The organism is Pseudonocardia alaniniphila, assembly GCF_022524485.1.
Classification (GTDB): Bacteria; Actinomycetota; Actinomycetes; order Mycobacteriales; family Pseudonocardiaceae; genus Pseudonocardia; species Pseudonocardia alaniniphila.
Map to the genome: position 1 here is coordinate 84690 of NZ_JAKXMK010000004.1, position 14017 is coordinate 98706.

Sequence of the window (14017 nt, forward strand, 5' to 3'; positions counted from 1 at the left end):
GCTTGCGCCGTGGACTTGTCGGATGAGTCACATCGAAGACAAGGAAGATGTAGCCGCCTCCAAGTTTTCGATCGCTGCCATGGAAAAGTCCATTGGTTTGTATCCGGTCTACGGCGTATGCGCCGCAGGCCGATTCACGTGCCCCGCTCAGTTCCTTACGCCGAGGCTGGACATGAACGCCGGCGGGTAACGGTCACCGCGCGCGGCTCCTGCCGGCACGGCCTTCTCGATCTCGGCGAGGTCGTTCGCGGTGAGGTCCAGCTCCGTCGCGGGCAGCGCCTCGGCCAGCCGCTCGCGGGTGCGGGCGCCCACCAGCGGCACGATGTCGTCGCCCTGCGCGGCCACCCAGGCAATGGCCAGTTGGGCGACCGTGCAGCCCTTCGCGTCGGCGACCCGGCGCAGCGCCTCCACCAGAGCGAGGTTGTGCTCCACGTTCCCGCTCGAGAACCGCGGGCTGAAGCCGCGGAGATCGCCGGGGCCGCCGACGTGGCCTGCGCTCCAATGACCCGAGATGAGGCCGCGGCCGAGGACCCCGTACGCGGTCAGTCCGATGCCCAGCTCCCGCAGCGTCGGCAGAATGTCCGCCTCCACCGCGCGAGACAGGAGCGAGTACTCGATCTGCAGGTCAGCGATCGGGTGCACGGCGTGTGCCCGGCGGATCGTCGCGGCGTCGACCTCCGAGAGGCCGACATGCCGCACGTACCCTGCTTCGACCATCTCCTTGATCGCGCCCACCGTCTCCTCGATCGGCACCGCGGGGTCCAGCCGGGCCGGACGGTAGATGTCGATGTGATCGGTGCGCAGCCGGGTCAGCGAGTACGCGAGGAAGTTCTTCACCGCCTCGGGACGAGCGTCGACCCCGCCGAACTCGGGGCCCGGGCCTCGCAGCATGCCGAACTTGACGCTCAGCACGTAGCTGTCCCGATCTCGGCCGCGCAGCGCCTCGGCGAGCAGTACCTCGTTGTGGCCCATGGCGTAGAAGTCGGCGGTGTCGATCAGCGTGACCCCGGCCTCCATCGCGGCGTGGACGGTGGCGATGCTCTCCGTACGGTCGGTCGCGCCGTAAGCGCCCGACATGGCCATCGCGCCCAGGCCCAGCGCGGAAACGGCCGGGCCGGTGTTGCCCAGGGTTCGTGTGTGCATCACGTTCTCCTTCGTCGTCGATCTGTCAGCCACTCTGACCCGCGCCACGACGTGCGGGAGCGGAGCGTTGATCGTGGGAGAGCCGCTCCCTGGATCGGCCCGCCGACCGCGAGGAACATGTGGTCATGCAGCGTGACCAGCTCGCCGACTTCCTGCGCCGCCGTCGCGCGGCGATCGGCCCGGCCCAGGCCGGCATCGCCGACGGCCCGCGCCGCCGTACCTCCGGCCTGCGCCGCGAAGAGGTGGCCATGCTCGCCGGCATGTCGGTCGACTACGTCGTACGTCTCGAGCAGGGCCGCAGCAGCCAGCCCTCCACTCAACTGCTCGGCGCCCTGGCCCGTGCCCTGCGCTTATCCGACGACGAGCGCGACCACTTGTTCCACCTGGCAGGCCACCAGCCCCCGCCGGCCGACGGGGTGGCCCGCCTGGCCCGCGCCGGCCTGCTGCGCATGCTCGACCGGCTCGGCGACACCCCGGCCCTCGTGCTGTCCGACCTGGGCGAGGTCCTCGCCCAGAACTGGGCGGCCGTGCTGCTGACGGGCGACCTCACCGACTTCTCCGGCGACCGGCGCTACGTCGTGCACCGCTGGTTCACCGATCCTGCGGCCCGCGCCGTCTGCCCGCCCGAGGAGCAGGAGTACCACGCCCGTCAGCTCGTGGCCGACCTGCGCGCGGCCGCAGGCCGCCGGTCCGGCGACCCCACGGTCGCCGGGCTCGTCCACCGGTTGCGGGCCGCGAGCGCGGACTTCCGCCGGCTCTGGGCCGAGCACGAGGTGGCGGTCCGGCGGGCCGACCGCAAAACTTTCGTGAACCCGCGGGTGGGTCGTCTGCTGATGGACTGCGAGACTCTGGTCACTCCCGATCACCGGCAGCAGCTCCTGGTGCTCACGCCGGCCGACGACGAGGCACGCGAGCGGCTGGAGCTTCTGCGGGTGCTCGGCGTCGAGGAGTTCCCCTCGCGGGCTACGGGCGCGCCCGACCACGAGGGCGCGGAGAAGTCATCGCCCGAGGGCATCGCCGGGTAGCCCTTGCAGGTGCGCCGATCACCCGGTCGCGTTGTACCAAGCCCGCGACATCAGCCGGATGGCACGCCCCTACCTGGGCGGATGGCCACAGCTAGCCTCGGGTCGTGCGGATCCACGAGTACTCCGGCGCGGAGCTGGAAGATGTCGCCGGTGAGGTCTTTGTGCCGATGATCGCCCAGACGGCTCCCGGCTATCGCGGGCGGATGGCGCTCCACGAGCTCGGCGACACCATGGCGCTCTCCCGGTCGCACTGGGGACCGATGTCGGCGGTCCGGACCGCCCAGATGGCGGCGAGGGCGTCGGAGGACGATCTGATGCTCTTCTGCATCCAGACAGCGGGTGAGTGCAACGTCTACCAGAACGACCGCTTCGTCGCGGTGACCGCAGGAACGGGGCTCCTGGCCGAGGCGTGCAGCCCCTCCGAGCGGGTCTCGTCGACCGAGACCCGGACGCTGACCTTGCGATTCTCACGCGGGCTGCTCCCGCTGCGTGCCGCGGAGATCACCGAGGGATGCGCACGCCGTATGCGCCCCACGGCGCCGGCCATGCAGATGCTCTCCGGCTACCTCGGTCGACTTTTCACGGTTGCCGACGACCTCACGGCGCCGCAGCGGCTCGACGCGGGGCAGGCCGCCATCGATCTGCTCGCGATGGTGCTGCGGGACATCGCACCCTCCGTGCCGAGTGGGAACGGATCCGGGGGCGTCTTGCTCGACATGATGCAGGCGCATGTCCGTGAACACCTGGCCGACCCGAATCTGGGGGTCGAAGAGCTGGCGCGCCGCCACCACATGTCGGTCCGCCGTACGTACACCCTGTTCGAACGGATCGGGACGACGCCCGGTGCCTACCTTCGCCAGCAGCGGCTGCTCGCGGCCCAGGTGATGTTGTCCGATCAGAGGTACGCGCGCGTGGGGATGTCGCGCATCGCGGCCGCCGTCGGGTTCCTCGACCTCAGGACGTTCGAACGGGCGTTCCTGCGGCTGTACGGGATGACTCCGGCCGGCTGGCGGCGCGAGCACAGCCGTGCCGGTGCCGCCCCTGTACCCGTGCCGCAGGAACTGCCTCCACGGTGAGCAGGAATCACCGTGTCCCGCTGGGGGTCCGGTGCGGTCGACTGGCTCGGCACAGCGACTCCGCAGAAAGGGAACCATGCCGCCGGACCGATGGACCCGTTCGTTCTCATCGTCTGTCCGGTTCGTCCCCGGAGGCGGAGAACGGAGCGCGTCGCTCCGTGCCCTGTGGCTTCTTGACGTTCATCTCGCGAAAGGTTCTGGAAATGGCAGGCGCCGGGCAGTTCTTCGACGCGCGCGAAATGTACACGTTGCACCGGATGTTTCGGCGCGAGTTCTCCCTCATGCCCCAGGTGGTCCAGTCCACAGGAAACAGCGGTCGGGAGCGCGTGGAGACCGTCGCCCGCCATATCGACTTCGTGACCAATGCCCTGCACGGTCACCACGAGTTCGAGGACGCGCAGGTCTGGCCGATCCTGCGGGAACGCGGTGCGGCCGACATCGTGCCGCACGTGCGTCACGTGGAGGAGCAGCACGAGGAGATCGACCGGGCTGCTGCGGAGCTCGAGGAATCGGTCACGTACTGGCGAGGCGACGCGACTGCCGGTGCACGCGAGCGGGTGAGCGCCGCCCTCGACCGCATGCTTCCCGTGCTCCTGGAGCACATGCGCTTCGAGGAGGAGAACGTGGTGCCGGTCATGGAGAAGTGCATCACGCTCGCCGAGTGGAACCAGATGATCCAGGCCTCGGCGGCCGAGCACCTGGCCCCCACGGAGATGCCGCTCATGTTCGGCATGACGATGTACGAGGGTGACCCGGAGATCGTGGACGCCGCCATCTCCAACATGCCCGCCGAAATAGGTCCGATCATTCGACGGACGGCAGCGCAGGCCTTTGCGATGCACGCCGAGAAAATCCACGGTATGGCCACGCCGCCGCGCAGTACCCAAGTCTGAGCCAAGAGCGCGTTCGAGAAGTTGATGCCGGTTCTGAGAAGTCGCGTCGTGGACGTCCGATCCAGCGGCGTCGACCTCGCAGGCGAGGAGTCGTGCGCTGGGGCGGCTAGGATTTCGTCGGTGGCCCGCCGGCCCTTGCGCACTTTATGATCTGTCATAGGAGATCTGCATGAAAATTGGTATCGGGCTCCCCAACCAGGTCCACAATGTCCGGCCCGAGATGATTCCGCAATGGGCGGCCAAGGCCGAGGAGGCCGGGTTCTCCTCGCTCGGCACCGTCGGTCGTTATGCCTTCCCAGGAGTGAGCGACACGGTCGCGCTCGCGGCGGCGGCGGGTGCCACCAGCAGGATCGGGCTGCTCAGCCACGTCATGCTCGCGCCGGTGTGGCCCGGGGAGCTGTTGGCCAAGGAGCTTGCCGGCATCGACGGCGTGTCCGGCCATCGGCTCACGGTCGGGATCGGTGTCGGTGGGCGCCCTGACGACTTCGTCGTGGACGGGTTCGGTGTGGCCGGCCGCGGCAAGCGGATGGACCGCGATCTCGAGGTCTACCGCAAGATCTGGAACGGTGAGTCCGTCGGAGGCGGGACCAACCCCGCCGTGCCCGCCGGCACCCGCCAGGTGCCGATGCTCTTCGGAGCCAACAGCGCGCCGGCGTACGCCCGCATGGCGCGCGAAGGGGTGGGTTACGTCGGCGGTGCGGTTCCGGCGCCCATGGTCGCCCCGTTCTTCGACGCGGCTCGGGCCGCATGGAAGGACGCGGGCCGCGAGGGTGACCCGCGGCTCGTTGCGCTCGGCTACTTCGCCCTCGGCGACGTGGAGCAGGGGCGCGCCAACGTCAAGCACTACTACGACGTCACCGGTGAGGACTTCGCGAAGATCGTCGTGGACGGCGTGAGCGGCTCACGCGGAGCTGTGAAGGATGCCGTGCAGGCCTACACCGACCTCGGCGCCGACGAGTTCATCCTCATCGGCTCGACCGACGATGTGGACGAAGTCTCCCGCCTGGCCGAGATCGTTCTCTGAGTCGTCGAGGGGGATCGGTCGGCTCACCGGCCGGCAGTCGCGGCGTCGATATTGCACGCCTCGCGCGAGACCAGGGCGCGGTCGCGGTGTTTGAAGATGCCGATCGTCTCCCGGGTGAACAGCGCCATCAGGATCGCGGCCAGTAGTTGCAGGGCGGCGAGGAAGTAGAGCCCGTAGTCGAACCCTCGGGCGCTGGCGAACCCCCCGCCGACGCCGATCAGCCAGCCCAGCAGGATCGGGGACAGGCCGCCGATTCCCTGGCCGACCATCTGCAGCCCGTTGCCGATCGCGACCGCGCCCTTCTCGCTGGAGTCGGACGACAGCGCGTACAGCACCGGGTAGATGCCGTTGGTGGCCATGCCCAGAAACAGCTGCACGCCGATGAGCCAGCCGAGGCTGATACCGATCTGCTGCAGCAGGATCAGCGCCACGGTCAGCCACAGGAAGCAGATGATCAGCGTGTATTTGCGCCCGATGCGGTCGGAGACGGTTCCCCAGAGGATCTGGCCGATCCCACCGGTGATGGTGAACATCACGCTGTAGGCGGCCACCTGGGCGAAGTCGTAGTGGGCGACGAACGCGAGGTAGAGCGGGATCCAGAAGTTGATCCCGGTGTAGATCGCCAGGCCGAGCCCGGACGCTATCGCGCTCACCAGCACGTTCGGGTTGCGCAGCGCACGGCCGACTGCCCCTGGCGCGGATCCGGCTGCATCCCGGTCGGCCGTGTCGCCTGCGACCGGGACGGTGAGGCCACGGCCGCGGGTGTCCGCGACGAAGGCGTCGAACCGGCCCTTGCTCGAGACCACCCAGTAGAAGATCAGAATCGGGATGGTGGCCAGCGGCAGCAACAGGAACACCAGGCGCCAGTTCGAGCTGCCGAAACTGGCCAGGATGGCGGCCACCGCCCAGCCGCCGATCAGCGATCCCCACGGGAACGCCGTGTGGTGCAGGCCCTGGGCGAACCCGCGGCGTTCCACCGGCCACCATTCCGCCACCGCGGTGACCTCGAGCGACTCGCCCGCCCCGCTGAATGCGTTCTTGACCGCCTGCAGGGTGAACAGGCTGACGAAGCTATGGGTCAGCCCGCCGATCCCGGTGAGCAGCGAGAACACCAGATAGCCGAGGGCCACCGGCAGCTCGCGGAACTTCCGCGCCCAGCCGTGCCCACCCCGGTCGGACCAGATCGACAGGGGGAGGACCAGGACGGCCTGGGCAAGCGTGAGGAATCCGGTGAACAGCCCGAGCTCGCCGGGTGTGATCCGAAATTCCTGGACGATGGACGGCTGGACGGCGAACACCAATTGGCGCATATTGCCGTTCATCGCGTAGACGAGCCACAGTGCGACCAGTGCGAGCCACGAGTATTTGAAGCCGATCCTGCCGCGACGCCGGCGCGGAGGTGCGAACTCGTCAAGTGCCATGCATGCAACCCCAATGTGACATGCCGCGGACAACCCCCAGCTCGAGCCGGGGTCGGAGAGTCACTGCGACGTTGGGCTCAAACTAAGCGAGGCGATCCGCGAATTGCAATCCTGTGCCGTATAGCGAAACGAGCTCCGGAAATGAGTGAACCACTGGCCACGCTCCGCAGCCGGGGGCGCCAGGTTCTCGGCGAGTGTCAGCCGGCTGCCGTGACGGGCCGCCAGCCGAGATGATGGCTTGCGCGATCGGCCACCGCGCACACGGTCTGGCTGAGTGTCTCCACCCCGGTCTCGCGCAGGCGCAACTCCGGCAGCATCACCGACAGGGCGGCCACCGCTTCGCCGGACGGCTTGCGCACCACCGCGCCGATCGCGCAGACGCCCGGGCGGAGGTAGTTGTCGTTCACCGCGTAGCCGACCCTGCGTGTCTCGACGAGGACGTCCCGGAGCGCCGAGGGATCGGTGATCGTGTCAGGTGCGTGACTGGTCAACGGTTCGGCCAGGTACTCGTCACGCAACTCGTCGTCCTCTGCCAGGATGGCCAGCCCTCCGGAGACCGCGTGCGGCGGCCAGACCGTGCCGATCTGCGCGACGCTGACGACCGCATGGCTCGACGGAATCGAGTCCAGGCAGACCGCGAACCGGCCGGCCATGACCGTCAGCAGGACCGTCTCCTGGGTTCTGGCGTACAGCTCTTCCTCGGCCCCGCGCAGTTCCTGGCGCAGGTCGATCTCGCTGGACACCCGGGCGCCGAGGACCAGGCAGCGAGGGCCGAGCCGGTAGCGCGCGTCCTCCAGCTGTTCCAGGTAACCGTTGGCCTGCAGAGTGCGAGCGAGGCGGAACGCGGTGGCCTTCGAAGTGGTGAGCCGTGCGGCGAGCTCGGTGGCCCCCAGGGGCGGCCCTTCCGCGACGGCTTCGAGTAATCGGAGGGCGCGCCCCACGGACGACAGGCCCGACTCGGTCGATGGTGGCACTTGTCAAGAATACGTGGCGCGGCAGGGGTAATTGCTAAGCTGCGCGAGGCGCATTTAGCATACCGAAATATGTGAAAGTGGGAGCAATGGACGATTTGCGACAGCTCGTCGGAAAGCGCGTGGTTCTCACGGGTGGCGCGACGAACATCGGCCGGGCGACCGCATTGCTGTTCGCCGAGCACGGAGCGCGCCTGGTGATCGGTGATCTCAACGCCGAGGGGGCTGACGAGACCGTCCGTGCGATCACCGACAAGGGTGGCGAGGCATCCTTCGTGCACACCGACGTCGCCGACGAGGAGTCGGTGGCCCGGCTGATCGAGACGAGTGCCGAGCGTCTTTCCGGTGTCGACGCGGCCTTCTTCAACGCGGGACTGCAGCGTTCCGGCCCCGTGACGGAGTTCAGCACCGACGACTGGGACGCCCTGTTCCGGGTCAATCCGCGACACTGCTTCCTGGGCGCCAAGTATGTGACGCCCCACCTCGAGGCAGCGGGCGGCGGCGTGATCGTCTTCACGGCCTCGCTGGCCGCGGTGAAGGGTGGTCCGGGGCTCACCGCGTACTCGGCTTCCAAGGGAGCGATCGTCGCCTTCGGCAGGGCTCTGGCAATGGAGCTCGCCCCGGCAGGCATCCGGGTGAACACCATCTGCCCCGGTTGGGTGGACACCCCGTTCAACGATCCGGCCGTCGACTTCATGGGCGGGCGCGAGGCCCAGGACGAGCTGGTCCGGCGGATGGTGCCGCTGGGCCGGCAGGCGACGCCGGAAGAGATCGCGTCGAGCGTGCTGTACCTGGTCTCGGATGCGTCCTCGTACATGACCGGCCAGATCCTGCTGGTGGACGGCGGCGTGGCGTAGCGGCCCCCACCCTCCGGGGATCGGGGCGGTGTCGTTTGTCCGGTGTTGATCATCACGCGGCCACGTCAACGCCACGGCATACCGACGTGACGGCTGCGAGAGGCAGACGGCGCGCCGGAACGCCGGTCAGCGCGACGTGGTTCGACGTCCGGCGACCAGCTCACGAGCGGCGGCGGCAAGGCTCGCGAGGTTGCACGGCCACCTCATCCATCCGGCCTGCGGCGTTGCCACCGTGTCAACACCGCGCCGGGCACCAGGCCGGGCAGGATCGCTGCTTGCCCCGGGAAGTCGCTGATGTCGGCCAGCCGCTCCAGCTCGACGAGCTGCGCCCGTGCCTGCTCCCAGGTGATCGGCTCGCGGCCTGGGGTGGCCTCGCCCAGATCGATGTCGGTCAGCGCCAGCTCGACGGCCGGCACCCCGGACCACGCCTGCTCCAGGTCCCGGTCGCCGACCGTGTCGGGGAAGCTCGCGCGACTCTCCAACCGGGCCACCCGTCGCCCTCGCCTACGCCCCCGTCGTGACCGGAGAGCCACGGCTCATGTCGATGAACGGGGAGGGATGCGATCGCTCGGCGCCCGCGAGAAGAGCTCGTGCCTGATCGCGGCGAGGACCTGGTCTGTTCGCGAGTCGAGGTAGAAGTGGCCGCCCGGATGCCGGGTGAGGGTGCAGATCCCGGTCGTGTGCGCGGCCCAGGCGCGCGCCTCGTCCTCCGTCACCCGGGGGTCGTCGTCGCCGACGTGAACGTGCAGCGGTGAGCTGATCGGTCCGCTGCCCCGCCAGCGGTAGGTCTCCGCGGCCCGGAAGTCCGCGCGCACCGCCGGCAGGGCCAGGCGCAGGAGCTCCTTCTCGGCCAGTACCCGCGGGTCGGTGCCGCCGAGCTTCCCGATCTCGGCGACGAGCGCGTCGTCGCCGAGGCTGTGCACGCTGTCGTCACGGGGCCGGGAGGGGGCCCGGCGACCGCTGACGAACACCGCGAGCGGCGCCCGGCCGAGTCCCTCCAGCCGGCAGGCGACCTCGAACGCGACCGACGCGCCCAGGCTGTGGCCGAACAGGGCCACCGGCCGGTCGTCGGCTGCCGTCATCGGCCCGACGACCGCATCGGCGAGCTCGTCGACCGAGGACAAGCAGGGTTCCCGGAAGCGGTCTTGACGGCCGGGGTACTGGATGGCCGTCACCTCCACAGCGGGCGCCGAGGCCCGCGCGAGCGGGCCGAAGTAGCTCGCCGTCCCGCCCGCGTGGGGGAAGCAGACGAGACGCACGGGTGCGTCCGGCGCGGGGTGGAACACCCGGGCCCACTGTCGCCGCTCGGCGTCCTGCGGCATCACACGCTCCCGTTCTACGACGTCAGGCTGAGCATCGCGGTGGAGCGGCAGAGCCTGGCCAGCTCGCGCCGCCGCTTGACCTCCAGCTTCCGGTACACGCTGGTGAGGTGCTGTTCCACGGTGCTGACCGTGACGAACAGCCGGTCGGAGATCTCGCGGTTGGTGCGGCCCTGCACCACGAGCTCCACCACCCGCGACTCCGCCCAGGTGAGCACCGCTGTGCCGCCCGACGGCGTGGTCATGCTGAGGATCTCCGGTTGCTGCTCGGTGCTGGGGGCGGGCGTGAGCTGCTCGACGAGCTGCCGGGCGCCGCACTCCTGGGCGAGCCGTCGTGCACGAGACCGCTTATCCCTGGCCGCGCCGCTCTCACCACGGCGTTCGTGGCACTCGCTGATCCGGGCCAGCGTGCGGGCGGACTCCAGGTCGTTGCCGGCCTCGTCGAACAGGGCGAGTGCCTCGTCGAGCAGCCGAAGAGTGGTGTCGGAGAAGGTGAGCGACGCCGTCAGCCGCAGGGCGAGCCCGCGGGCCACGCCGCTGTCGGAGTCGTCGAGCTGCTCGCGCAGCAGCGCGCGCGCCTCGGCCTCGCGGCCCAGCGCCAGCAGGGCCTGCGCCGCGCCGTACCGCCAGGCGACCCCGTCGTGGTTCAGGCCCCATCGGGCGATGAGCCGGCCACAGGTGCGGAAGTCCTCCAGCGCCGCCGCGCACTGCCCCAGCGCCAGCTGGTGGCCGCCCCGCGCGAACAGGTAGGCCAGGCCGAACACCGACTCGTACAGCGCGTCGGGCACCGGGACGGCGGCCAGCTCCGCGGCCGCGGCGTCCCGGCCGGCCTCCGTGGTGGCCCGGATCAGGGTGGCCAGCGGCCGCCCGATGCCGACCCCCCACGCATCGGTGGGGACCGCGTCGAGCGCGTCGCGCGCGTCGCGTTCGGCGTCGGCGATCCGGCCGCGGCTCAGGTGGGAGTCGGCCCGGGCGGCCAGGAACACGGCTGTCTGGCCCGGGGAGCTGCGGGCCGTGGCGGCGTCGACGAGCCGGTCGAACACCGACGGTGACGGGAGCCGGTCGGCCCATGCCATCGCCGTCAGCGCGACGAACACGGCGCGGGCGTCGCGGGCGGGCAGCACGGTCGGCCGCAGCAGCAGGTTGTGCGCCATCTCGGCCGTGGCGGCCGTCCAGCCCTCCTGGAGCAACGAGTGGGCGAAGGCGAGCATCTCCACCCGGAAGCGCGCGGGGAAGCGGCGGGGACCGAGGTCCGGTCCGGGGCCCGCCACGCGGCCGGGTTCACCGGCGAGATCGGGGAAGACGGTGGTGAGCAGCATGCGACAGCTGTCCAGCTCGACTGCGCCGCGCCCGGTGGCGGCGGGCCCGCCCGTCACCCGGTTCATCAGCTCGCTGCACGCCTCGGGTCCACCGTGCCAGCCGATGATCTCCACCAGCTCGGCGATCTCGTGCGGCCGCAGCCGGCGCTCCAGTATCGCGGAGGTCACCGAGGGGAGCCTCCGGACCGCCGACGCCGGGACGACCTGCAGCTCCACGCGCATCAACGCGAGGTCGATGTCGGCGCGCAGGTCGGGGTCCCGTGCCCAGCGGCGGGCGAGGTCCAGGCACCGTCGCGCCTCGTGGGTGTCGTCGTCGGCCAGGTGCTCGGAGGTCTCCACCAGTGCCTCCACCATCTCGCGGTCGGGGGCGCGGCCGGCGCGCATGGCGTGGCCGGCCACGGCCGAGGCCGGTGCCCGCCGCCGCAACAGGTGACGCGCTGCCCGCAGGTGCCAGTCGACCTGCTCCTCCTCGTTCATGTCCGCCTCGACCTCGTCGCGCACGGTCGCATCGCGGAACGCGCCGGCGCGGAGCAGCCCGACGCTCTCGAGGTCGTCGACGACCCGGCCGAGGGAGGCGGGCGGGACGCCCAGCATGTCCGGCAGGTCGGCGACCTCCAGGTGGTCACCCAGCACGGCGGCCGCGCGCAGCACGTGGACGGTGGGCGGGTCCAGCGATCGGAGCATCCCCCGGACGACGGCGTGGAACTCGGGCGACGGCCGGTCGTCGCGGGCGGCGATCGAGGGGGCCAGCGCCCGGAGCAGAAGGGGGTTCCCCGCGGTGACCCGCCAACACTCCTCGACGCCCGGGGCGTGCGGCGGCACCCGGTACTCGACGTCGAGCAGCTCGCGGACGGCGTCGCGGGAGAGGTTGGCCGTGCCGACGGTGCGGGCGCCCGAGCTGTGGAGGAGCTCGTCGAGCAGTTCGGAGCGGCGCCGCCCGGTGGCTGTGCGCTCGGTCAGCACCACGAGGATGCGGACCCATGGCGCCTGGCTCGCGATCCGCAGCAGGTGACGTATCGACCACTGGTCCGCGCGGTGGACGTCGTCCACCGCGATCACGACGGGCCGAACCCGGGCGAGTGCGGTGATCGCTCCGGCCGGGATCGTCACATCCGGCTCGGCCGGAGCCCCCCCGACGTCGTCGTCGGGTTCCGGATCGACCCCTGCCGGCAGGTCGTCCCAGACGCCGGCCTGCGCCGACCTCAGCAGGCGCCCCATCGCGGCCAGTGGCATCTCCTGTTCGGCTCGGGTGCAGGACACGGAGAGCACCGCGGCCCCCGTGGCCTCGGCCATGGCGCAGAACTCCTGCAGCAGCGCCGACTTCCCGCTCCCCGCGGGTCCGTGGACGTGGACGACACCCCCGTTCCCACCACGGCATTCGTCCCACAGCGCCCGAAGGCGATCGGTCTGTACGGTCCGTTCGAACAGAATCATCGTCTGCCCGTTCCTGGTGTGGCCCCCACGAGCCGGCACGTCGGTGACGTGCCGGCTCCCATCGGATCGATCGGACCCGTGCCCAGCCCCCTGGCGCGGGCGTCGTGCCGGCTCGGTCGGGGTGCAGCACGCCGGTCGGTCGCGTCGCCCGTGGACTTCGGCGGTGATCACGGGGAACGCGCTTGCCGGGGGCTCCCACTGCGCTGTGAGCGTCTCGACCGTGGTCCGGATGGTTTCAGGTAGTAATGTCCGTTCTGCCCGAAAAATATGAGGGCAGCCTCGCATCTGTCAACGTCATCCCGGTCACGTATCAGGACCGGTCAGGCGGCCCGTACCCCGGAGGTCCGATGCGCAAGACGCCGAGTCAGGCGCGCGGGCGCGAACGGGTGGACCGCATCCTCGTCGCGGCCGCCGAGGAGTTCGCGGTCAACGGGTTCGACGTGGCCACGGTGAGCGCGATCGCGACCAGGGCGGGCGCGTCCATCGGCTCGGTGTACCAGTTCTTCGGCGACAAGGAGTCGATCCTCGACGCGCTGCTGCAGCGCTACCGCGCCGATCTTTCCGAGATGGGCGCCGACGTCGCCGCGGCCGCAGCCGCAAGGCAGGCTGCCGGCACCGGTGAGGGGCCCGGCCTGGAGGAGAGCCTCGGTCCCGTGGTGGATCGGCTGGTGTTCTATTGCCGCCGCAACCCGGCGTTCCCGACGCTGCTGGCGCGGGCGTCGCGGCACACTCTGGCGGGGGAGAGCGTGCACCGAACCTTGCGGGACGTGGTGGCCCGGATCCTGGCGGTGAAGCAGCCGGACCCGCAGGTGGTCGCCCGCATGGCGGCGGTGTTGACCGACATCGTGGCGGGCCTGCTGCCCTCGGCGACGGCGGACGACGAACTGGTGCTGCACCTCAAGGCGGCGATGGTCGGCTACCTCGGGCAGATCACCGCGGGGGATTGATCGCCGTCAGGCGGGCGCCGGTACCGCCGCGGCGAGGTGCCCGAGCAGGTCGTCGACGAGCGTGGCCGGCTCGGCCCCGCCCTTGCCGTCGGCCGCGAGGTGTCCGGACAGTGCCAGGTCGACGGCCCCGTGGGTGAGTGAGCGGAGCAGCGATGCCATCCGCTCCGGGTCGCCGGGCGGCAGGGAGCCGCTGCGCTGGGCTGCGGCGACCACGTCGACCAGGCCGCTCCAGCCAGTGCGTGCCTCGTCGGCGAGCTCGTCGCTCGCGACGCTCCATGATGAGAAGACGAGCTTGAACCGGGCCGGATGCGCGAGTGCCCACTCGATGTAGCCGTGCAACAGGAGCCGTACGGCGTCGACGGAACCGGTGGCCGCGCCGATGCCCGCCTGCATCTCGCTCAGCCGTCGCAGCTCGCGTGCCGCCACCGCGGCCAGCAGGGCTTCCTTGTCCGCGAAGTGCTTGTAGGGCGCATTGTGTGACACGCCTGACCGGTGTCCCACCTCGCGCAGGGTGACCGCGTCCACGCCCCCGGAATCGAGCAGTGTGGTTGCCACGTCGATCAACGTGGCTCGGGTCCCTGGCGGCAT

The 14017-nt window shown here is 70.5% G+C and carries 13 protein-coding genes; 6 read left to right on the top strand and 7 right to left on the bottom strand.

Annotated features, from left to right (window positions below; all coding sequences use genetic code 11):
- Window positions 1-147 precede the first annotated feature (147 nt).
- Window positions 148-1143, bottom strand: coding sequence for an aldo/keto reductase (locus tag MMF94_RS05245; RefSeq protein WP_241035118.1), 996 nt, complete (start codon window positions 1141-1143; stop codon window positions 148-150).
- A 125-nt stretch (window positions 1144-1268) separates the two neighbouring features.
- Between MMF94_RS05245 and MMF94_RS05250 the strand changes: the two genes are divergently transcribed.
- From MMF94_RS05250 to MMF94_RS05265, 4 genes are all read left to right on the top strand, one after another.
- Window positions 1269-2168: a helix-turn-helix transcriptional regulator gene (locus MMF94_RS05250; protein ID WP_241035119.1), complete on the top strand. Its 900-nt coding sequence runs from the start codon at window positions 1269-1271 to the stop codon at window positions 2166-2168.
- 104 nt (window positions 2169-2272) lie between these two features.
- The gene (locus tag MMF94_RS05255; protein ID WP_241035120.1) at window positions 2273-3244 is read left to right on the top strand and encodes a helix-turn-helix domain-containing protein; all 972 of its coding nucleotides are present in this window, start codon (window positions 2273-2275) and stop codon (window positions 3242-3244) included.
- A gap of 203 nt (window positions 3245-3447) precedes the next feature.
- Window positions 3448-4137 (top strand): hemerythrin domain-containing protein, encoded by a 690-nt coding sequence (locus MMF94_RS05260; protein ID WP_241035121.1) that lies wholly within the window; start codon window positions 3448-3450, stop codon window positions 4135-4137.
- Window positions 4138-4306: 169 nt separating this feature from the next.
- Window positions 4307-5161: an LLM class flavin-dependent oxidoreductase gene (locus MMF94_RS05265; RefSeq protein ID WP_241035122.1), complete on the top strand. Its 855-nt coding sequence runs from the start codon at window positions 4307-4309 to the stop codon at window positions 5159-5161.
- A gap of 23 nt (window positions 5162-5184) precedes the next feature.
- Here the strand turns inward: MMF94_RS05265 and MMF94_RS05270 are convergent, their stop codons facing one another.
- Window positions 5185-6582: an MFS transporter gene (locus MMF94_RS05270; RefSeq protein ID WP_241035123.1), complete on the bottom strand. Its 1398-nt coding sequence runs from the start codon at window positions 6580-6582 to the stop codon at window positions 5185-5187.
- A gap of 197 nt (window positions 6583-6779) precedes the next feature.
- A complete protein-coding gene (locus MMF94_RS05275; protein WP_241035124.1) occupies window positions 6780-7556 on the bottom strand; it encodes an IclR family transcriptional regulator in 777 nt (258 codons plus the stop codon).
- An 86-nt stretch (window positions 7557-7642) separates the two neighbouring features.
- Here MMF94_RS05275 and MMF94_RS05280 point away from each other — a divergent pair, with 86 nt between their 5' ends.
- The gene (locus MMF94_RS05280; protein ID WP_241035125.1) at window positions 7643-8410 is read left to right on the top strand and encodes an SDR family NAD(P)-dependent oxidoreductase; all 768 of its coding nucleotides are present in this window, start codon (window positions 7643-7645) and stop codon (window positions 8408-8410) included.
- A gap of 203 nt (window positions 8411-8613) precedes the next feature.
- Here MMF94_RS05280 and MMF94_RS05285 read toward each other — a convergent pair whose 3' ends face one another.
- Genes MMF94_RS05285 through MMF94_RS05295 form a run of 3 tightly spaced genes read right to left on the bottom strand, consistent with a single transcriptional unit; the run spans window position 8614 to window position 12482 of the window.
- A complete protein-coding gene (locus MMF94_RS05285; RefSeq protein WP_241035126.1) occupies window positions 8614-8892 on the bottom strand; it encodes a hypothetical protein in 279 nt (92 codons plus the stop codon).
- 54 nt (window positions 8893-8946) lie between these two features.
- Window positions 8947-9732, bottom strand: coding sequence for a thioesterase II family protein (locus MMF94_RS05290; protein ID WP_241035127.1), 786 nt, complete (start codon window positions 9730-9732; stop codon window positions 8947-8949).
- 14 nt (window positions 9733-9746) lie between these two features.
- On the bottom strand, window positions 9747-12482 hold the full coding sequence (locus MMF94_RS05295; protein WP_241035128.1) for a helix-turn-helix transcriptional regulator: 2736 nt from the start codon (window positions 12480-12482) through the stop codon (window positions 9747-9749).
- A gap of 347 nt (window positions 12483-12829) precedes the next feature.
- Here MMF94_RS05295 and MMF94_RS05300 point away from each other — a divergent pair, with 347 nt between their 5' ends.
- On the top strand, window positions 12830-13429 hold the full coding sequence (locus tag MMF94_RS05300) for a TetR/AcrR family transcriptional regulator (protein ID WP_241035129.1): 600 nt from the start codon (window positions 12830-12832) through the stop codon (window positions 13427-13429).
- A 6-nt stretch (window positions 13430-13435) separates the two neighbouring features.
- On the opposite strand, the gene MMF94_RS05305 is transcribed toward MMF94_RS05300, so the two are convergent.
- Complete coding sequence (locus MMF94_RS05305; protein ID WP_241035130.1) at window positions 13436-13984, bottom strand: TetR/AcrR family transcriptional regulator; 549 nt, start codon at window positions 13982-13984, stop codon at window positions 13436-13438.
- Window positions 13985-14017 lie beyond the last annotated feature (33 nt).

Coding starts and splice junctions, on each gene's coding strand:
- MMF94_RS05245 (WP_241035118.1), bottom strand. CDS start 1,143: ATGCACACACGAACCCTGGGCAACACCGGCCCGGCCGTTTCCGCGCTG.
- MMF94_RS05250 (WP_241035119.1), top strand. CDS start 1,269: ATGCAGCGTGACCAGCTCGCCGACTTCCTGCGCCGCCGTCGCGCGGCG.
- MMF94_RS05260 (WP_241035121.1), top strand. CDS start 3,448: ATGGCAGGCGCCGGGCAGTTCTTCGACGCGCGCGAAATGTACACGTTG.
- MMF94_RS05265 (WP_241035122.1), top strand. CDS start 4,307: ATGAAAATTGGTATCGGGCTCCCCAACCAGGTCCACAATGTCCGGCCC.
- MMF94_RS05270 (WP_241035123.1), bottom strand. CDS start 6,582: ATGGCACTTGACGAGTTCGCACCTCCGCGCCGGCGTCGCGGCAGGATC.
- MMF94_RS05280 (WP_241035125.1), top strand. CDS start 7,643: ATGGACGATTTGCGACAGCTCGTCGGAAAGCGCGTGGTTCTCACGGGT.
- MMF94_RS05290 (WP_241035127.1), bottom strand. CDS start 9,732: ATGCCGCAGGACGCCGAGCGGCGACAGTGGGCCCGGGTGTTCCACCCC.
- MMF94_RS05295 (WP_241035128.1), bottom strand. CDS start 12,482: ATGATTCTGTTCGAACGGACCGTACAGACCGATCGCCTTCGGGCGCTG.
- MMF94_RS05300 (WP_241035129.1), top strand. CDS start 12,830: ATGCGCAAGACGCCGAGTCAGGCGCGCGGGCGCGAACGGGTGGACCGC.